The sequence below is a fragment of the Paraburkholderia sp. RL17-383-BIF-A genome (assembly GCF_046028015.1).
In the GTDB taxonomy this organism is placed as follows: domain Bacteria; phylum Pseudomonadota; class Gammaproteobacteria; order Burkholderiales; family Burkholderiaceae; genus Paraburkholderia.
Map to the genome: position 1 here is coordinate 1 of NZ_JARESR010000065.1, position 18,707 is coordinate 18,707.

Genomic DNA, 18,707 nt, shown 5'->3' on the forward strand with positions numbered 1-18,707 from the left:
GATCTACAGGAGATGTCGATGGTCGGCAGCGTCAGATGTGTTTAAGTGTCAGTTGCAGGCCCGTTCGCACCCTCGCCGCTTTCTCTCAAGTTCTTCGATTTTTATTGCCGACGCTGGAATGCATCGATCTGGTCCTCCTCTGCGCAACCCCGGTCTGCGTGCTTCTTGTTCTTGGCCTGGGCTCAAGCGGCCGTGCGCGGCTTTAGCGCAATCCGCGCATCACGCGAGAGTCTTTCGAGCAGTTTCGCCACGCGTTGCCGCTGGGCGGCGATCAGCTCGTAAGTGTCTTCCAGCGCGCGGATGCGATTTTCCCAATACTCATGGTCGAGCGAATGCAGCCCGCTGGACGCGTCCCCACGCGTCACATACTGCATCACGTTCTCGAGATGTTGCAGTTGGCTGTCCACCAGACTGGCCGGACGCCGCGCGGTCGGTTGCCTGTTCGTGCCGCTCATCGTCGATATCCCGTGAATTGCCTGCTGGCAAAGCGTGACCTTCGCGCCGGGCGTCGCGGATAGCGGATCGGCGCTCTCTCTTCGTGCGGATGCGATTCCAGCAACGAAGGCGGTGAATCACTGCGTGCCGCGCCGTCTGCGAAAACGTTCCGCATCTAATCACGTAACATTAATGCAGGTTTTTTGTTAGGCTTGACCATCCGTCTCAATTTCGGGCGGCGGCGAACCGTATCTCCATGCATTGCGCCTGCTCGCCGAAACCGCACGCCTCGCTCCCAGCAACCGATTCATGAATCAGCGCTCACTGCCGCAACATCTGGCCGCGGCCGCCGCCGCCCACTCGCGATCGGTCATTTCGACGAGCCGTTTCAGCACGCGCGGATTGGCGCCCGACGAACAGTTTCTGGCGTGGCGCCAGCGTGTGGGTCATGTGGTCGACGCGCCGCCCTCGAAGGCCCAGGTTGCAGGGGGATTTCGCGGTGAAATCGATTTATACGCGACCGGCGGCATGGTGTTCACGGACTGCAGCACCGATTCAATGCTGCTGGAACGCTCGGTGGCCCGCGTGTCCACCGACTCGCGGCGCGATTACGTGTTTCACCTCTTTCTGGAAGGGGAAGTCGGCCATGTGACCGGCATGCACAAAAAGCGCAGCGCGCCGGGTTCGGTGCGGGGCATCGTCGCGTTCGACCTGAACCAGCCGTTTCGCGTGGAACGCCCGGAATGCCGGGTGCTGAGCGTGTTCGTACCGGCCGCGCTCGTGGATGAGCAATTGCGCGACGGCGCGGCTATCCATGGCCGCATCGTTCAGCAAGGCTCGCCGCTCACCGGTGTCGTGTTCGATCACATGGCGGCGCTCGCTCGCGACATTCAAAGGCTCGATGCGGCCGGCGCCATCGGCGCGCTGCACGCAGGCGCGCAGTTACTGGTGGCCGCGTTTCGCAAGGACGCGCACTTGAGCGGCACGGGCCGCGCCGCGCTGCAAGCTGCGGTAATGGGCCGGATACGCCGTTATATCGAGGCCAATCTGCATCAGGGCGACCTCACACCGACCAGTGTGGTCCAGGCACTGCAATTGAAACGGGCGACGATCTATCGCTGGTTCGAGCACGAGGGCGGTCTTGGCGCGTATATCCGCCATCGCCGTCTGCGGGAGGCGGCAGACGAACTCGTCCGTTATCCGCACCTCCAGGTGGCGGAAATCGCTTTTGGACTCGGTTTTCAGAGCGCCTCCGACTTCACCCGCGCGTTTCGACGCGCCTTCGACATGAGCCCGCAGGACTTGCGCGCCCGCGCGTTCGACCTGCAGCAATTGCGCAACCCGGCCTAGCGCTCAGGCAGGCGGCGGCGAGGCGCAGGCGGCGCAGGCATCCGTCGCCGCCTTTTCCGGGAAGGCCTTCAACGCGATGAGCGTGAGCACGGTCGCGCCCATCAGATACCACGCCGGCACCATTGGATCACCGGTCCGGTTGATGAGCCACGTCACCAGAAACGGCGAAAATCCCCCGAACAGGACCACCCCAAAGCTGTAAATCACCGACAGTCCAGCCGCGCGCCGGTGGGCGGGAAACGCCTCCATCATCAGGACCGAAGCGGCGCCGGCGTTGTTCACCGCCAGCGCGACGTAAGCCGTGATGATCACGAGCGACGCGAGGTTGCCCGCGCCGTGGGTTAGCGCCCAGAACGCGGGCCAGGCCACTGCCAGCGACGCCGCGAGCGATACGTATTGCAGCGTCTTGCGGCTCGCAAAACGGTCGGCCGCGAGTGCGATCAGCGGCGTCACCACGAGAATCACGACACCGGACAGACAGGCCGTGAGAAGGCTGATAGTCGGCGGCCTGTGCAATGTGCGGACCAGATAGGCCGGCATGTAGAACACGGTGACGTAAATGCTCACCGAAGGCGCCGCCATCATCAGCAGGCCGCAGACGAGCGGGCGCGTGTGCTCCGCGAACAGACGCCGCGGGCTGAGCCGCGTGCGCTGCTGCGGCGCGGCCGCCGGCATGCGGCGCCGCAGGTACCAGCCGACCGGGCCGATCAGCCCGCCCAGCACGAACGGAATGCGCCAGCCCCATGCCTGCATGGCGGCGGGCGACAGCAGCGCCGTGGTGCTCGCCCCCACCAGCGCGGCGGCGAAAGCGGCCGCGCCCTGGCTCGCGCCGCGCCAGCTCACCATGAAGCAGCGGTGCCGGTAGCCCGCCGACTCCATTAGCGACGCCGACGCCGGGCCGATCTCGCCACCTGCCGCAAGCCCTTGCATCAGGCGCGCGAGCACCATCAGCACGGTCGCTGCCGGCCCGATCGACGCGTAACCCGGCAGGCATGCAATCAGCCATGTGCCGAGCGTCATCAAGGTGAGTGATGCCGTGAGGCCGGCTTTGCGGCCCCGGCTGTCGGCGATATGGCCGATCATAATCGCGCCGAGCGGGCGCATGACGAAGCCAGCGCCGAAGGTGGCGAGCGAGAGCAACAGCGACGACGCGGGGTCGTGCGACGGGAAGAACAGATTGCCGATCGCAACGGCCGAAAAGCTATAGACGGTGAAGTCGTAAGCAACGAAGCCATTGCCGATCACGATGGCGGTGACGATACGTCCGAGTTCGGCGCGCGACAGTGGGGCCGCATTGCTGGCAGCAGTGTGCATGAGTTGCAGTTGATAATTTCGTCGAGTTATTCGGGAAGCTGGCGAAGAAAATGAAGCGCTTGTTTTATCGGCCCGACAGGACGCAACTTTACGGCATGACGCCAGTTCTTCCAGATCTCCGGTCCTCCACGCACTGACGCGCGGCCTCGCGGCGTGGCTCACGACGCGGCAGCGGCCAGGTCTCACGCTGCTACACTTGCGCAACGCCAAGCTGCAAAAGACACCCTATTACACGCTCCAACCCATGCTTCGATTCGAAAACCTCAGCAAGCGCTACAGCGAGCGCCTCATCTTTCAGGGGCTGCATGACGACATTGCGTCCGGATGCGTAGCGTTAAACGATGAATCCGGCAGCGGCAAGTCGACACTCATAGGCATCCTCGCAGGCATGATCGAGCCCGACGCCGGCGAGGTGTGGCTCGGCGGTCATTCGCTGCGCACCGCACCGCTTGCCGCGAAATCCGTGCTCACCTACGTGCCCGAAGACTGCATGACCTATCCGGATCAAACCGGCCGCGAGTACTTGCGCAACGTGGCAACGGCGAGAAACACAGCGGTGAGCAACACTACTCTGGAACTTGCGGACCGCTTCGGTCTAACGCCGCATCTCGACAAACGCTTCGAACAGATGTCGTTCGGCACGCGCAAGAAGATTTTCCTGACCGCAGCCGTGCTCGGCGAGACCCGGGTCCTGCTTGCGGACGAACCCGTCGGCGGACTCGACGCCGCTGCACGCGCCGTACTGGTCGACCTGTTCAAGACTCTCGCGCAAACGCGCACGGTGTTTTTCTCGAGCTACGACACAGTCTTTACCGACGCGTGCGAAGCGCGCAGCGTGAGTTTCGCCGACCTCGGCGGGCGCGGCTAAGACGCGCCTGCATGCGACCACGCCACCGTGTCGCGCCGCGATCAAAGCGATCGGAGCCGGCAAGCGGGTCTGCATGCGGGTCTGCATGCGCGCTCGCGGATTTCTCTAACGCACGCACAACGCCGCACGCGCAACACTCAAACCGCGACGCAAATCTTCCCGAAGTGCGCCCCGGATGCCTCGTGCGCGAACGCCTCGCCGAGCTTCTCCAGAGCGAACGTGCTATCGATCACCGGTTTGATGCCGGTCGTTTCGAGCGCGCGGATCATATCGCGCTGATCCTGGCGGCTGCCGACGATCAAGCCTTGCAGGCGCTGCTGCCTCGCCATCAACGCCGCGGTGGGCACCGGCCCCGCCCGTCCGGTCAGCACACCGATCAGCGCAATATGACCGCCGATCCGGCAAGCGGTGATCGACTGCGGCAAAGTCCCCGGGCCGCCGACTTCGATCACGTGATCGACACCTCGCCCGCCGGTCAGCGAGCGGACCTGCTTGCCCCATTCCGGATTGTCGCGATAGTTGATCGTATGGTCGGCACCCAGCGCGCGCAGGCGAACCAGCTTCTCATCCGACGAAGACGTGGCAATCACCGAAGCCCCCATCGCTTTGGCTATCTGCAAGGCGAAAATCGACACGCCGCCCGTGCCGAGCACGAGCACCGTGTCGCCGGCCTTCAACTGACCGTCCACGACGAGCGCGCGCCATGCGGTCAGCCCGGCGGTAGTCAACGTGGCGGACTCCGCATGGCTATAGCCGCGCGGCGCATGCGTGAAGTAGCGGCTCGGCAGCACAACGGCTTCGCGCGCATAGCCGTCCACGCCGTCGCCCGGCGTGGTCGTGAAATCAGCAGTGGCGGGCGGCCCGTTTTCCCAGAAAGGGAAGAAGCACGACACCACATGATCGCCCGCCTTGAATTCCGAAACGCCCGCGCCGACTGCTTCGACCACACCCGCGCCGTCCGCCATCGGAATCCGCCCTGCTTCAGCCGGCAAATTGCCGCTCACCACGCCGTAATCGTGAAAGTTCAGGGAGTTCGCGTGAATGCGCACGCGAATCTGGCCCGCCCCGGGTTGACCGGGGTCGGCAATATCGACAACCTGAAGATTGGCTACAGTGGCGGGCGACCCGATTTTGACGGCTTTCATGCGTTCGTTCCTCTGTGAGTTGCGCTGGCGCGTGACGCGCCGGCGCGAGTGACTCGCAAAAGAATACCGCAAGCACGCTGCGCACGTGCTCGCGTGCGCAGGCGCCAGCGCGATAGCCGCGCTCATGCGTTCATTTGACGGTCTGAATGACCTCGAACCCTTCGAACTCCGGATGCCCGAGATAGAGCACACGATTGTCTCCACCGGCATTGCGATGCGCGGCGCGAAACGCCTCGGATTTCGTCCACGCCTCGAAAGACGCGTAGTCCTTCCAGATGGTATGGCTGGAATACAGAACGTGATCTTCCTTCTGCGGTCCCTTCAGCAGATGAAATTCCACGAAACCCGGCACCTCTTTCAGGTGTGTATCGCGCGTGGTCCAGAGATGCTCGAAAGCGGTTTCGGATCCGGGCGTCACTTTGAAACGGTTCATGGCAATGTACATGCTGAAGCCTCTTTGCAATCACGATAGGTCTCGCGGACTTTTGATTATATGCCCGTCATTCTTCCTACTCATGTGACGACTGCGAGACAGCAGAATGCGCCCGCGTTCAGGCCGCTTTGTCCTGCGCGACCTGTTCGAGCCAGAGTCGGCTGTCGGGAAACCAGAATGCATCCGGCCGCGGCGGCGACACGAGTTTCACCGGCAGCGACGGGTTGAATATTCTGGACCACGCCGACAGATACGAAGGCGTCTTCACGAGATACCCGCAACGCGATAGCAGGAGACTGGAGACCAGCGCTTCGCGGCCGATGTCGAGCCCAGGATAGCCGCTGAAATGCACCGGCGTATTTCCGCTCGCGAGCAATTTCGCGGGAGCCACCTTGACCGGCTTGCGAAACGGCCAGGCAACGAAGAAGTCGAGAAACGCCTGTTCGTCGCTTGAAACGAAAACGTTGCTCAGGTGCGGGTTTTCCGCGAGCGTCGTTTCTATGTGGCGGCAGAAATCGCCCCACGAAACCGGGATTGCTTCCAGCGTTTTGTCCGTGCCTCTGAAATGCGCACCGAGCGTCGACGTGCCAATTTCGAGTTGCTGGCAGATCGCGTCGACTTCGTCCTGAATGTGGCCGGCGGGCCGGTAATGCGCGAAGAATAGCTCGCTGGCGCTCGTGAGTTGAAGCCGCGCCTCATAGCGTTGACGAAATCCTAGCTGGACCAGGTCACGAACCGTCGATTTTCTCACCCTGTGCGTCAGCAACGCCGTAGCCTCGCCATGCATGGAATCAAAGAAGGCCGAGAACCAGTCGATCTTTCCTTCAGGGTCGCCGTAGAGCCCACCGCGAGCACTGATGGACGGCGTCAGACATTTTTCGTCGCAGTACATCAGGATAAACAGGACCATCTGCATCACGGAGAAGAAACCAGAGTTCTCCTGAATTTCGATGGCAAAAATGCCCCTGTTCAAACGCTGTGTAGCATGAAGTGAAATGCGACGCGGTGTGGCCACGGAATGCTTGAACCCCTCGCTGCGCCGGATCTTTTTCGCCCGATCGACCACTTTTCTCAGCATGCCCGGCTCCTAATGGAATCTAGGTATTCTTTGAAATCGTCCGCGTCTGTGCACGATGAAAGTCACGACGCCCGAGCATAACGTCTCAAAACTTCGGGTCGAGTAAGTTCGGCTCGACTTGGTGAGCTACCGCACAAAGGCTCGGTAAGACTTCCCGCGAGATGAGGCGCTCGCCTGACGCAACGCTTCGGCAACGCGCTCCAGCACGCCGCTCCAGTCACCTCGTCGCGTCTGCGTGAAAAGCCGCACGCTCGCATACCGGGGGCTGTCGTCACGATCGCGCAACCAGCGCCAGCAGCCGGCAAAGCGGTTGAGCAGCCACACCGGCTTGCCCATTGCCGCCGCCAGATGCGCGAGCCGCAATGAGGGCGGACAAATGTAGCCGACACGCGCGAACCGTTCGAGCGCCAACGGCAGGTAGCGCACGAACTGTAGGACCGTTCCGAAACGGCCGATCACGCCTCGCGTTTTATCGCTTCTCCAGTTTCACCACCGTCAGCGCCCCGTCCACCTCTTCAGCGACGAAGTCGATTCTGTCACCAGGCTTGACCTGCGAGAGCATTGCCGAATCCTTCACTTTGAACACCATGGTCATCGCATCCATGCCGAGGTTTTCCAAAGGACCATGTTTGATGGTCAGCTTACCGGCAGCCGCATCCACTTTCCTGATCTCGCCATGCGACATGCCGGCCTTCGCCTGGCCTCCCGCTTGAGCGCCATCCGCGGCCGCTGCCGCGTGGCTCGCCTCATCCGCCGCATATGCCGAAACGGGAACCGTCACCATGCAAGCCATCGCCATCGCCATCGAAACTAATACGTTCTTCATCTCACACTCTCCTTAGTTCATCACAATCTGCACGACATCAATCGTCCGGCAATTCGCCGGTGTATTCGTAAGCCACCGTTCCTTTGGGATGCCTGAACCAGCCCGGATCGCGGTAGTCGTCGCGCCCTAGCCCCTCGCGCACTTTCACGACCGTGAACATGCCACCCATTTCGAGCGCACCGAATGGCCCGGTGCCGGTCATCATCGGCAGCGTGTTGTCGGGCAGCGGCATCTCCATCGCGCCCATCGAGCCGCCTGTGCTGCCCATCGCCATATAGTCGGGCACCAGCCGGTTGATGCGTTTGGCCAGGTCTTTCTGCGGCACGCCGATCATGTTCGGAACCTGATGCCCCATCGCGTTCATCGTGTGATGCGACTTGTGGCAATGGAACGCCCAGTCGCCCGGACGATTCGCCGTGAACTCGATGGCGCGCATCTGCCCGACCGCGACATCGGCCGTCACCTCGGGCCAGCGCGCGGAAGGCGGAATCCAGCCGCCGTCCGTGCCCACCACTTCGAAGTGATAGCCGTGCAGATGAACCGGATGATTGGTCATCGTCAGATTGCCGACGCGAATCCGCACGCGATCGCCCGCGCGCACCGGCAACGAATCGATACCCGGAAACACGCGCGCGTTCCATGTCCACATATTGAAGTCGGTCATCTCGTTCACGCGCGGCGTGAAGCTGCCCGGATCGATATCGTAGGCCGACATGATGAACGCGAAGTCGCGGTCCACCGGCATCGCGCCGGGATCTTTCGGATGAACGATGAACAGGCCCATCATGCCCATCGCCATCTGCACCATCTCGTCGGCGTGCGGGTGATACATGAAGGTGCCGTGCCTCTCGAGACCGAATTCATAGACGAAGGTCTTGCCTGGCGGAATGTGCGGCTGCGTGAGCCCGCCCACGCCATCCATACCGCACGGCAGCAGCATGCCGTGCCAGTGGACCGTGGTGTGCTCCGGCAGCCGGTTGGTCACGAAAATGCGCACCTTGTCGCCTTCAACGGCCTCGATGGTCGGCCCCGGCGCCTGGCCGTTGTAACCCCACAGGTTCGCGTTCATGCCCGGCGCCAACTCGCGCACCACCGGCTCGGCGATCAGATGAAACTCCTTCCAGCCGTTTTTCATGCGCCACGGCAGCGACCATCCGTTGAGTGTGGCGACCGGCGTGTACGGCCGGCCATTCGACGGCGCGCGCGGTGCCTGCATCGCGGCCGAGGCCATGCTGGGCGCTTCGGGCAGCGACGCGGCGCCAGCCTTGCTGACCAGCGCGGCGCCTAACAAAGCGGCTCCCGAGCCGCCGATAAAATGTCGACGTGACACCATGTCATTGACCTTCCAATTCAGTGGACGACGCCGGCTGCGTCGTGGAGGCGAGCGGCGTCGCGCTCGTAGCAACTGGCAGACGGCCGCCGAGCGCCTGTTGCAAATCGGTTTGCGCGAGCCAGAAGTCCTTCAGCGCATCGATTGCGCTATTCACCGCGCCGATCTGCTCGCGCGAATCGGCGAGCAGTTCGAACACGCTGACCAGCATGCCGTTGTAGCGAAGCAGCAGTTCATCGGAGATGGTTTTGCGGACCGGCACGACTTCGTCGCGATAGTGCTTCGCGAGGTCGTAGCCGGACACATAGGCCGAATACGATTCGCGCACTTCGGAGCGCGCGTTGATCGCGGTCTCGGCGACACGATTCGCCGACTGCAGATAGATCGCTTCGGCTCGCGCCACTTTGGCGCTGCCCCAGTCGAACAGCGGGATCTCGACGCTGATCTCATAGCCCTGCTGGCGGCCGTCTGAAGTCGTGAAATTGTTCTGATAGCCGACATCCAGCACGTTGATGAAACGCGTCGCTTTGCTCAAGCCGAGTGCGCTGGCGACACTTTGCGTTTGCAGCTTCGCGGCCTGAATGTCGAGCCGGTTCTGCATCGCGAAGGTTTCCAGATCGTGCAACTCGGGGCGCGTGGCAGGCAGATCGGGCAGGCGCTCAGGCAGCGTGTACTGTGCCTGGGAACCCCAGAGTCCCATCGCGCGAGTGAGCTTTTCTCGCGCGGACACTGACTGCTGTCGCGCTCTTCCTACCTGCGCCATCGCTTCAGCGTAAAAGGCCTGCTCGCGCGCGTAATCGAGCTTGCTGAAATGGCCGGCCTGCTGCATGCGCGAAGCGAGTTCGGCGCCGGCCTCGGCCGCGTCCTTCACCTGCTCCGCGTACATCGCCGATTGCCCTGCGGCGACTGCGAGGATATAGGCGCGCCGGGCGTCGGCTGCGACTTTGAGCATGGCGTCCGCGGTGAGCAGGCGAGTCTGCTCGAAACGGCGGCTCTCGATGCGCGTCACCAGCGGCATGGTCAGTACCCTCAGCATGCCGAGCGTGAAAGTGCGGCTGATACTCAGGTCATCGCCACCGTGCGTGCGGCTGAACGAAAAGCCGGGATTCGGCAGGCGTCCTGCCTGAACGAGGTCCGCTTCGGCAATGCCGAGTTCGCCGTACGACGCCTGCAGGCCACGGTTGTTCAGGAGCGCGATCTGGAGCGCGTCGTCCATGCTGAGCGGTGTGGCGAGCAACGCTTGCGTGCGGCTTGCTACGGTGTTTCGGTCGTCATCCGTTTTTATCAACACGGCGTCTTTGCCGATCCGCGCGGAGGCCACCGTCGACACGGTGTCGAACCCGCCGTCCTTTGAAAACGTCGTGCAGCCGGCGAGCCATGACACGGCAATGGCGATGGAAACAGCGCCGGCGGAAGGAAGCAGGCGCGGCCTCATTTTGCTGCCTCCGCGTGGTGAGCACCGTGGCCGTCGCCTTCGGCATCTGTGACGCCCGAGTGCATCGAAGCGTGGCGCTTTCCAGCGCCATCGGCTGGATCGGTCACTGCGCGATTGAGCGCCTGCCAACCTGGTGACGGCTGGTCGCGGTGCGGCCGATAGCCGGCCAATGCAGATGGCACCTCGAGCGCAGGCACGGATGCCGCGGCATTCGCCGGGTCGGGAAATAGGGGCGCGGCGAACGCGAGCGCCGGCAGACATGCCGCCGCGCCGAGCAGCGCCGCAATGAACATTCGCATGGATAGTCTCGTCGTAGTCCGCCTCGACGGACGACACACGGCCGCCATCGAGACAAAATGGAACACCGCAGCACAGGGCTGCGAAAGATCTAGACGAGAGAGGTTCGGGGAGGCCGTTCGACGCCGTCAGTCAGAAACGACACGACACGCACGGCGGGAGGCAGGGGAACAGCAAAATGAACCGCGTTAGCGGACAGGGACACGACCGGCGTGATGGGCAACGCGCCGCCGAAACAGCAGGACGCGCAGGCGGAGCACGCATGCGCGTGATGCTCGCTGCCCCCGCCGTCGTGATGCTGAAGATGAGTACCGGCGATATTGTCGGCCTGATCGGCCATCATGCCGGCTTGATCGTGATGCTGGGCCATTGGCCCCCTATGCTCGTCGTGCGCAGACATCTCTTCACCCATGAAATGCGAGGGCTCGCATTTCATGGAGACGGCCGCGAACGACTGAACCGGGAGGCTCAGCACGAGCAGCAACACGACGAAGAATTTGCGCCAGCAAGACATGGGAACGGAGTCTAGCATGCGGTTCTGGAAAATCGTAAGGCAGGGACGACGTCGCGCGCACGCTTTTGGTGCAGTGATTTCCCTTCAGCCAGTCACAAAAAAAGAGGCTTGACCTTACCGCCGTGGGAAGGTCCACGCTCGAGCCATGACTTCTTATTGGAGGTAGGACATGGAATTCAACATCCCGGACATGTCGTGCGGCGGATGCGCCAACGCCATCACGCGTGCTGTCACGAGTCTCGACCCGGCTGCCCGGCTCGATGTCGATGTGCCCGTTAAAATCGTCAAGGTCACGTCGACGCTGGCGCCCGAGCAATTCATCGAGGCCATCGAGGCGGCGGGATTTCATCCGTCACTGAAAGCCTGATAGGCTGATCGCCCAATCGCTCGATCGCCGGACCAGATCGACGCCGGATAGCCGCCGGGAACGCGGTGGGAGCACACGCGCCCACTTCCGCTTTCCGGTAGCGGCGTCGATCGGGACAACTTTTTCCCAACGGAAATCTACTATGAAAAACCTTCGCGCCTTTCGTGCTCTCTGCCTGTTAGGCGGCTTTGCGTTTGCCGTTGCGGCCGCGCCCGTCCATGCCCAGCAACCGGCGTCCATGCCCGGCATGGATATGTCCGGTTCAGCCGGCGGCAAGTCGACGCAAGCCTTCAAAGCCGCCGACGACAAAATGATGCAGGACATGAGCGCCGACTACACCGGCGACGCCGATAAGGACTTTGTCGCTCACATGATTCCGCATCATCAGGGCGCGATCGAAATGGCGCAGGTCGAATTGAAATACGGCAAGGATCCGGAACTGAAGGGGCTGGCGAGCAACATCATCAAGGCACAGCACGATGAGATCGCGTTCATGAAAAAATGGCAGGCGAAGCATGGCGTGAAATGAGCGCACGGAGTATTGGCGCCTTCACATCGGGTTGCCGCTAAAGGGTTCGCTGTAGCAATCTACCGCGCTCGCGCCGGCGGCACCCGCCGCGGCACTCGCCATCTCGCCCCGGCTCTTTCTCCACCCCGCTGGCGGCATCCCGAACTCCCGCTTGAAAGCGCGATTGAAGGCCGCCTCCGACTCATACCCCACCTGATCCGCCACCTCCGCCACCGACTTCGTCCCGCCGCGCAACTCCTGCGCGGCGACCTGCAAACGCCAGTGGGCGAGATACTGCATTGGCGGCTGACCGAGCAACTGCGTAAACCGCTGCGCCAGCGCGGAGCGTGACAACCCCGCCATTCGGGCAAGCTCATCCACGGTCCACGCATGCGCCGGCTGCGTATGCATCATGGCCAGCACCCGGCCGACAAACCTGTCCCCCACACCCGCGAGCCAGCCCTTTCGATCGGCCGGCAGCGCGTCGATGCAGCGCCGCACCGCCTCCACGAAGAGCAGCTCCGATAGCCGCGCAAGCACGAGCGCACTGCCTACGCGCCACTCCGCCGCCTCGGCCGTGGCGAACCGCAAAGAAGATTCGAGCCACGCGGACTGCGGATCATTGCGCATGTCGACCTTGAAGAGGCGAGGCAACGCGGACAGCACCGGGTTGCTCAACGTGTCGTCGCAAGCCAGAAAGCCGCACACCAAGCGCGTACTGTCGCCGCCGCCGCCATAGTTGAGCGTCATCAACTGCCCCGGCGAATTGCGCAACTGACTCTCGAGCAGTTCGGCAGTGGGTCCGGGCGTCACGTCGAGTGAACTGCCCAGCAGATGCGATTCGCCTTGCGGAACGACGAGCAGTTCGCCGGCATTGACGTAAATGGCGGACTCGGGATCGTCCGCGAGTGCCGCCCAGCAGCTTCCCTCGGTGATCAGATGATAGGAGACGACACGTTCGGCTCGTGGCAGGTAACTGCCGCACAGCGCTGCGTCCGCCTGGCCGAACAGACACCAGGGCGCAGTGAAGTGGCCGTTTAGATACACCGCGCCGCCCAGGCGAACGAGGCGAAGAACGTTGGAGAGAGCATCCATGGATGTGTGCCCATGAACTTCGGCGTCCTGCGCAAAAGATCTGGACGCCTGGTCATTCATCGATTCAACACGCGCAACGATACTAGCACCCATGCGAATTCCTTACAACGATGCTAAGGAATCTTGAATGTATCGAATACTTAAACGCAATTAAGGAGGCGCCCCATGAATTCATAGCGACGCTGAAAGCCTTCGCGCAACGAGATCAACTTGCATTGCACAAAAAAATTTTCAGGAGCATTTCCATGTCACAAGTCCAGTCTTCTTCGCAAACCTCCGCATTCGCCGACGTCAAAGCGCGCCAGCACGTCGCGTGGGAAACGGGCAACTATGCGGTCGTCGGCACGACGCTGCAGATCGTCGGCGAAAACCTGTGCGAGGCGCTCGATCTGCGCGCCGGCACCAGCGTGCTCGATGTCGCGGCGGGCAACGGCAACGCCACGCTTGCCGCCGCACGCCGCTGGTGCGACGTCACCTCGACCGACTATGTCTCCTCGCTGCTCGAAGCGGGGAAGGCTCGGGCGCGAGCGGAAGGTCTCACCTCGGTGCGGTTTCGCGAAGCGGACGCCGAAGCGCTGCCCTACGCAGACGCCTCGTTCGATGCCGTCATCTCGACCTTCGGCGTCATGTTCACGCCGAATCAGGAGATGGCGGCAAGCGAGTTGGCGCGGGTGTGCAAGCCGGGCGGCAAAATCGGCCTTGCGAACTGGACGCCCGAGAGCTTCATCGGGCAGGTATTCAAAACGATCGGCAAGTATCTGCCCCCGCCGCCCGGCCTCAAGTCGCCCGCGTTGTGGGGCACCAGGGCGCGGCTCGACGAGCTCTTTCACGGGAGCGCGAAGCCCGTGGCTGCAAAGAGCCGTGAATTCACGTTCCGTTACCGCTCACCGGCGCATTGGATCGAGGTATTCCGGACATATTACGGCCCGGTCAACAAGGCATTCGCCGCGATGGATGCCGAACGGCAGGCGGCCTTCCAGCTCGACCTGATGACGCTGCTGGCAAACGGCAACCGTTCCGGCGACGAGACACTCGTGTTGCCCAGCGAGTATCTCGAGGTCGTCATGGAGCGGATGTGAACGGGATCAGCCGCGCACTGGCCGGCGCGGCGGTCTACACCCTCAATCGATGGCCAACGCTCAGCGTGGTCGGCCTGCGGTGTGCCACGGTGGCTTTCGGCCTGCCGCTTTTTTCGTCCGTGTGCTTCTTCGGCCTTCGGTTCGTTCTCGCCAGCATCGGGCTGATGTCTTAGGCTTCGCCATTTCATCCAACCCGTTTTTCCGGCTTCGTGCTTTCCAGACGAAGCCGGACTTTCGCACTCTGGACACCTGAGCGGCGAATCGGCGCGCTCGCGCCGGCCACCTCACCTTTCCTGCGGCACCCGCACCCACCCTTCCATCAACACGCGCGCGCTGCGGCTCATGATCGCCTTCCTGACCGTCCACTCGCCGCCGCTCTCGCTCGCCTCGGCACCTACCCGCAAGGTCCCCGACGGATGCCCGAAGCGTACCGACTGCTTCGCCCCGCCGCCTGCCGCGAGATTCACCAGCGTGCCGGAAATCGCCGCCGCCGTGCCGATCGCGACCGCGGCCGTGCCCATCATCGCGTGATGCAGCTTGCCCATCGACATCGCCCGCACCAGCAGATCGACATCGCCCGCCCCAATGCGCTTGCCGCTCGACGCCACATAGTCGGCCGGCTTCGCGACGAACGCGACCTTCGGCGTATGCTGGCGCGTCGCGATCTCGTCGAGATGCTTGATCAGCCCCATGCGCAGCGCGCCGTGCGCGCGAATGGTCTCGAACATCGCCAGCGCTTTTGGGTCGCTGTTGATGGCGTCCTGCAACTCCGTACCCTTGTAGCCGATCGATTCCGCATCCACGAAGATGGTCGGAATGCCCGCGTTGATCATGGTCGCCTTCAACGTGCCGACACCCGGCACTTCGAGGTCGTCGACGAGATTGCCGGTCGGGAACATCGAGCCGCCCGCGCCCTCTTCTTCCGCGGCCGGATCCATGAATTCGAGTTGCACTTCGGCAGCCGGAAACGTGACGCCGTCGAGTTCGAAATCGCCGGTTTCCTGCACGGCGCCATTGGTCATCGGCACATGACCGATGATCGTCTTGCCGATATTGGCCTGCCAGATGCGCACGGTCGCCACGCCGTCGCGCGGAATCCGGCTCGGGTCGACAAGACCCGCGCTGATCGCGAACGGTCCCACGGCGGCCGACAGATTGCCGCAATTGCCACTCCAGTCCACGAACGCCTTGTCGATCGACACCTGCCCGAACAGGTAATCCACGTCGTGATCCGGCCGGCTGCTTTTGGCGATGATCACCGTCTTGCTGGTGCTCGAGGTCGCGCCGCCCATGCCGTCGATCTGCTTGCCGTACGGGTCGGGGCTGCCGATCACGCGCATCAGCAGCGCATCACGCGCGGCGCCCGGCACCTGAGCGGCCTCGGGCAGGTCCTGCAAGCGGAAGAACACACCTTTGCTGGTGCCGCCGCGCATGTAGGTGGCGGCAATCTTGATCTGGGGTTGGTGGGCCATGAAAGTCGTGTCCTGATGTAGGCGGACGGTCCCTGGAGGGACTTCGTGCAGGGCGTACGGCATGCCGCACCGTAGCGCCCTGTCCCGCGTTAAAACGTTCGCTGCTTCAAACGATCTGAAAACCGGGCAGCCTCAGGCCGCCGCTTTCGTCGATTCGAGAAAGTCCTGCGCAAAGCGTTGCAGCACGCCGCCGGCCTCGTAGATGGAAACCTCTTCGGCCGTGTCGAGCCGGCACGTGACCGGCACGTCCACACGCTCACCGTTCTTACGATGAATCACCAGCGTGAGGTCCGCGCGCGGCTTGCGCTCGCCGATCACGTCGAAGGTTTCCGTGCCGTCGATACCGAGCGTGAGCCGGTTCACCCCCGGCTTGAATTCCAGCGGCAACACGCCCATGCCCACCAGATTCGTGCGGTGAATGCGTTCGAACCCTTCGGCGACGATCGCTTCCGTGCCGGCAAGACGTACGCCCTTCGCGGCCCAGTCGCGCGACGACCCCTGGCCATAGTCGGCCCCGGCGATCACGATCAGCGGCTGCTTGCGCTCCATGTAGGTTTCGATCGCTTCCCACATGCGCGTGATCTTGCCCTCCGGCTCGATGCGCGCCAGCGAACCCGCCTTCACCTTGCCGTCTTCGACCACCATCTCGTTCTTCAACGTGGGGTTCGCAAAGGTGGCGCGCTGCGCCGTCAAATGGTCGCCGCGGTGAGTCGCGTAGGAATTGAAGTCTTCTTCCGGCAGGCCCATCTTAGCCAGATACTCGCCCGAGGCGCTGTTCGGCAAAATCGCGTTGGACGGCGACAGGTGATCGGTCGTGATGTTGTCGCCCAGCACGGCGAGCGGGCGCATGCCCTTGAGCGTGCGCTCACCGGCAAGCGCGCCTTCCCAATACGGCGGACGGCGAATATACGTGCTCATGGGGCGCCAGTCGTACAGCGGGCTGGCCTTCTCGCCCGTGTCGACCGTGACCGCGAACATCGGCTCGTACACCTTGCGGAATTGTTCCGGCTTCACGCTCGACGCCACGATCGCGTCGATCTCCGCGTCCGACGGCCAGATGTCCTTCAACGTGACGGCATGACCGTCGGCGTCGATGCCGAGCACGTCTTTCTCGATGTCGAAGCGGATCGTGCCCGCAATCGCATACGCCACCACCAGCGGCGGCGATGCCAGGAAAGCCTGCTTCGCGTATGGATGAATGCGGCCGTCGAAGTTGCGGTTGCCCGACAGCACGGCAGTCGCATACAGATCGCGCTCGACGATTTCCTTCTGGATCGCCGGATCCAGCGCACCGGACATGCCGTTGCACGACGTGCACGCATACGCGACCACGCCGAAGCCGAGCTTCTCCAGATCGTGCAGCAGACCGGCTTCTTCCAGATACAGCGTGACCGCCTTCGAACCCGGCGCGAGCGAGGTCTTCGCCCACGGCTTGCGCGTCAGTCCGCGCCGGTTCGCGTTACGCGCCAGCAGGCCGGCGGCGATCATGTTGCGCGGATTGTTGGTGTTCGTGCAGCTCGTGATCGCGGCGATGATCACCGCGCCATCCGGCATCAGGCCCGGTTCATTCTCCACCTTGCCGCTGATGCCGCGCGCCGCCAGTTCCGACACCGGCAGACGGCGGTGCGGGTTGGACGGACCGGCCAGCGTGCGCACCACGGTGGACAGATCGAACTTGAGCACACGTTCGTATTCGGCGTGCTTGAGGCTGTCCGCCCACAGGCCGGTTTCCTTCGCATACGTTTCCACCAGTTTGACGAGTTCGTCGTCGCGGCCGGTGAGCTTGAGATACTTGATGGTCTGTTCGTCGATATAGAACATCGCGGCCGTGGCGCCGAATTCCGGCGCCATGTTGGCGATGGTCGCGCGATCGCCGAGCGTCAGGTTGGCCGTGCCCGCGCCGTAGAACTCGAGGTACGCGCCGACCACTTTTTCCTTGCGCAGGAATTCGGTCAACGAGAGCACGATGTCGGTCGCGGTAATGCCTTCAGCCGGCTTGCCGGTGAGTTCCACGCCGACGATATCCGGCAGGCGCATATACGAAGCGCGGCCGAGCATCACGCTTTCCGCTTCGAGTCCGCCCACGCCGACCGCGATCACACCGAGCGCGTCCACCATCGGCGTATGGGAGTCGGTGCCGACCAGCGTATCGGGGAACGCCACGCCGTCTTTCACCTGCACCACCGGGCTCATGCGCTCGAGGTTGATCTGATGCAGGATGCCGTTGCCCGGCGGAATCACGTCGACGTTCTTGAACGCACGCTTGGTCCAGTTGATGAAGTCGAAGCGGTCTTCATTGCGGCGATCCTCGATCGCGCGATTCTTCGCGAACGCGTCCGGATCGAACCCGCCGCACTCGACGGCGAGCGAATGATCGACCACGAGTTGGGTCGGCACCACCGGATTCACCATGGCGGGGTCGCCGCCTTGCGCGGCGATCGCATCGCGCAGACCAGCGAGATCGACCAGCGCAGTCTGGCCAAGAATGTCATGACAGACCACGCGTGCCGGGAACCACGGAAAATCCAGATCGCGCTTGCGTTCGATGATCTGCTTGAGCGACGCGACGAGTGTGACGGGATCGCAGCGGCGCACGAGGTTCTCCGCCAGCACGCGCGACGTGTACGGCAGCTTGTCGTACGCGCCGGGCGCAATGGCGTCGATGGCGGCACGCGTGTCGAAGAAATCGAGCTGGGTGCCGGGAAGGCGTTTGCGGTTTGCGGTATTCATGGCGTAGGGGACAAAACAGTAATGATCCGGGAACGATGGCGGCGGCCGATCACAGTCAGCTGCCCCTCTTTTAGCGCTTCCCTGGCGGGCCAGTCAGGTACGGGTAGTTTAGCTCGCGGCAGCGTGCTGGCCGGGTTTGCCGGCACTCACGCGAATACGCCGCAAAAAACAGCCTTGGCTCGGGGTTCCAGCGAGCCAAGGCCCAATTTCATTGCGCCGCGCTCTCGAGACGCAATGAAGGTCGAACACTTGCATCGGCGTGTCGACGCTCTTCAACAATCGACAACGCTCGCAAGGTCTTCAGCCACGCTCAAACACGTTTCGCGAGCGGCACGAACGGCAGGTCATCGGGTCCGGTGTAATTTGCGCTCGGACGGATGATCTTGTTGTCGATGCGCTGCTCGATGATGTGCGCGCTCCAGCCGGCCGTT

General features: G+C 63.0%; 19 protein-coding genes and 2 pseudogenes. 7 read left to right on the plus strand and 14 right to left on the minus strand.

Translation table 11 applies throughout. From position 1 onward, the window contains the following. Nucleotides 1-182 precede the first annotated feature (182 nt). Nucleotides 183-455, minus strand: a complete 273-nt coding sequence (locus P0D71_RS35680) for a hypothetical protein (protein WP_408186974.1) — start codon at nucleotides 453-455, stop codon at nucleotides 183-185. A 289-nt stretch (nucleotides 456-744) separates the two neighbouring features. On the opposite strand from P0D71_RS35680, the gene P0D71_RS35685 reads away from it, so the two are divergent. Then, nucleotides 745-1,785, plus strand: coding sequence for a helix-turn-helix transcriptional regulator (locus tag P0D71_RS35685; RefSeq protein ID WP_408483859.1), 1,041 nt, complete (start codon nucleotides 745-747; stop codon nucleotides 1,783-1,785). Between the two features lie 3 nt (nucleotides 1,786-1,788). On the opposite strand, the gene P0D71_RS35690 is transcribed toward P0D71_RS35685, so the two are convergent. Further along, on the minus strand, nucleotides 1,789-3,099 hold the full coding sequence (locus P0D71_RS35690; protein WP_408483860.1) for an MFS transporter: 1,311 nt from the start codon (nucleotides 3,097-3,099) through the stop codon (nucleotides 1,789-1,791). A gap of 244 nt (nucleotides 3,100-3,343) precedes the next feature. On the opposite strand from P0D71_RS35690, the gene P0D71_RS35695 reads away from it, so the two are divergent. Then, nucleotides 3,344-3,967, plus strand: a complete 624-nt coding sequence (locus tag P0D71_RS35695; RefSeq protein WP_408483861.1) for an ABC transporter ATP-binding protein — start codon at nucleotides 3,344-3,346, stop codon at nucleotides 3,965-3,967. A 137-nt stretch (nucleotides 3,968-4,104) separates the two neighbouring features. Here P0D71_RS35695 and P0D71_RS35700 read toward each other — a convergent pair whose 3' ends face one another. The 8 genes and pseudogenes from P0D71_RS35700 to P0D71_RS35735 all read right to left on the minus strand — a co-directional run bounded on the left by P0D71_RS35700 (nucleotide 4,105) and on the right by P0D71_RS35735 (nucleotide 10,513). Beyond that, nucleotides 4,105-5,112: a zinc-dependent alcohol dehydrogenase family protein gene (locus P0D71_RS35700; protein ID WP_408299508.1), complete on the minus strand. Its 1,008-nt coding sequence runs from the start codon at nucleotides 5,110-5,112 to the stop codon at nucleotides 4,105-4,107. 130 nt (nucleotides 5,113-5,242) lie between these two features. Continuing rightward, a complete protein-coding gene (gene hmuQ, locus P0D71_RS35705) occupies nucleotides 5,243-5,557 on the minus strand; it encodes a heme-degrading protein HmuQ (RefSeq protein WP_091803019.1) in 315 nt (104 codons plus the stop codon). 106 nt (nucleotides 5,558-5,663) lie between these two features. Next, on the minus strand, nucleotides 5,664-6,623 hold the full coding sequence (locus P0D71_RS35710; RefSeq protein ID WP_408299506.1) for an O-fucosyltransferase family protein: 960 nt from the start codon (nucleotides 6,621-6,623) through the stop codon (nucleotides 5,664-5,666). 126 nt (nucleotides 6,624-6,749) lie between these two features. Next, nucleotides 6,750-6,980 (minus strand): annotated as a pseudogene (locus P0D71_RS35715) (tetratricopeptide repeat protein); the annotation flags it as partial. Nucleotides 6,981-7,092: 112 nt separating this feature from the next. After that, nucleotides 7,093-7,449: a copper-binding protein gene (locus P0D71_RS35720; protein ID WP_408299504.1), complete on the minus strand. Its 357-nt coding sequence runs from the start codon at nucleotides 7,447-7,449 to the stop codon at nucleotides 7,093-7,095. 37 nt (nucleotides 7,450-7,486) lie between these two features. Beyond that, entirely contained in the window at nucleotides 7,487-8,782 is a 1,296-nt protein-coding gene (locus tag P0D71_RS35725; protein WP_408299502.1) for a multicopper oxidase family protein, read from the minus strand. A 1-nt stretch (nucleotide 8,783) separates the two neighbouring features. Then, a complete protein-coding gene (locus P0D71_RS35730; protein WP_408186967.1) occupies nucleotides 8,784-10,214 on the minus strand; it encodes a TolC family protein in 1,431 nt (476 codons plus the stop codon). Continuing rightward, a complete protein-coding gene (locus tag P0D71_RS35735; RefSeq protein WP_408299500.1) occupies nucleotides 10,211-10,513 on the minus strand; it encodes a hypothetical protein in 303 nt (100 codons plus the stop codon). The genes P0D71_RS35730 and P0D71_RS35735 overlap by 4 nt, the downstream gene beginning before the upstream one ends. A gap of 260 nt (nucleotides 10,514-10,773) precedes the next feature. Here P0D71_RS35735 and P0D71_RS35740 point away from each other — a divergent pair, with 260 nt between their 5' ends. From P0D71_RS35740 to copM, 3 genes are all read left to right on the plus strand, one after another. Beyond that, the gene (locus tag P0D71_RS35740; protein WP_408299498.1) at nucleotides 10,774-11,040 is read left to right on the plus strand and encodes a hypothetical protein; all 267 of its coding nucleotides are present in this window, start codon (nucleotides 10,774-10,776) and stop codon (nucleotides 11,038-11,040) included. A gap of 154 nt (nucleotides 11,041-11,194) precedes the next feature. After that, entirely contained in the window at nucleotides 11,195-11,392 is a 198-nt protein-coding gene (locus P0D71_RS35745) for a heavy-metal-associated domain-containing protein (protein WP_408299496.1), read from the plus strand. 142 nt (nucleotides 11,393-11,534) lie between these two features. Continuing rightward, nucleotides 11,535-11,921 (plus strand): CopM family metallochaperone, encoded by a 387-nt coding sequence (copM, locus tag P0D71_RS35750; RefSeq protein WP_408483862.1) that lies wholly within the window; start codon nucleotides 11,535-11,537, stop codon nucleotides 11,919-11,921. Between the two features lie 21 nt (nucleotides 11,922-11,942). Here copM and P0D71_RS35755 read toward each other — a convergent pair whose 3' ends face one another. Continuing rightward, on the minus strand, nucleotides 11,943-12,995 hold the full coding sequence (locus tag P0D71_RS35755; protein WP_091803041.1) for an AraC family transcriptional regulator: 1,053 nt from the start codon (nucleotides 12,993-12,995) through the stop codon (nucleotides 11,943-11,945). A 245-nt stretch (nucleotides 12,996-13,240) separates the two neighbouring features. Between P0D71_RS35755 and P0D71_RS35760 the strand changes: the two genes are divergently transcribed. Together P0D71_RS35760 and P0D71_RS35765 are read left to right on the plus strand one after the other, a co-directional pair. Then, the gene (locus P0D71_RS35760) at nucleotides 13,241-14,074 is read left to right on the plus strand and encodes a class I SAM-dependent methyltransferase (RefSeq protein WP_408483863.1); all 834 of its coding nucleotides are present in this window, start codon (nucleotides 13,241-13,243) and stop codon (nucleotides 14,072-14,074) included. After that, nucleotides 14,071-14,247 (plus strand): hypothetical protein, encoded by a 177-nt coding sequence (locus tag P0D71_RS35765; protein WP_408186963.1) that lies wholly within the window; start codon nucleotides 14,071-14,073, stop codon nucleotides 14,245-14,247. Before P0D71_RS35760 ends, P0D71_RS35765 begins: the two co-directional genes overlap by 4 nt. A gap of 111 nt (nucleotides 14,248-14,358) precedes the next feature. Here the strand turns inward: P0D71_RS35765 and prpF are convergent, their stop codons facing one another. The 3 genes and pseudogenes from prpF to P0D71_RS35780 all read right to left on the minus strand — a co-directional run. Further along, the gene (gene prpF, locus P0D71_RS35770; RefSeq protein WP_408186962.1) at nucleotides 14,359-15,546 is read right to left on the minus strand and encodes a 2-methylaconitate cis-trans isomerase PrpF; all 1,188 of its coding nucleotides are present in this window, start codon (nucleotides 15,544-15,546) and stop codon (nucleotides 14,359-14,361) included. Nucleotides 15,547-15,678: 132 nt separating this feature from the next. After that, nucleotides 15,679-18,276, minus strand: a complete 2,598-nt coding sequence (acnD, locus tag P0D71_RS35775) for a Fe/S-dependent 2-methylisocitrate dehydratase AcnD (protein WP_408483864.1) — start codon at nucleotides 18,274-18,276, stop codon at nucleotides 15,679-15,681. A 310-nt stretch (nucleotides 18,277-18,586) separates the two neighbouring features. After that, nucleotides 18,587-18,707, minus strand: a pseudogene (locus P0D71_RS35780) (2-methylcitrate synthase); the annotation flags it as partial.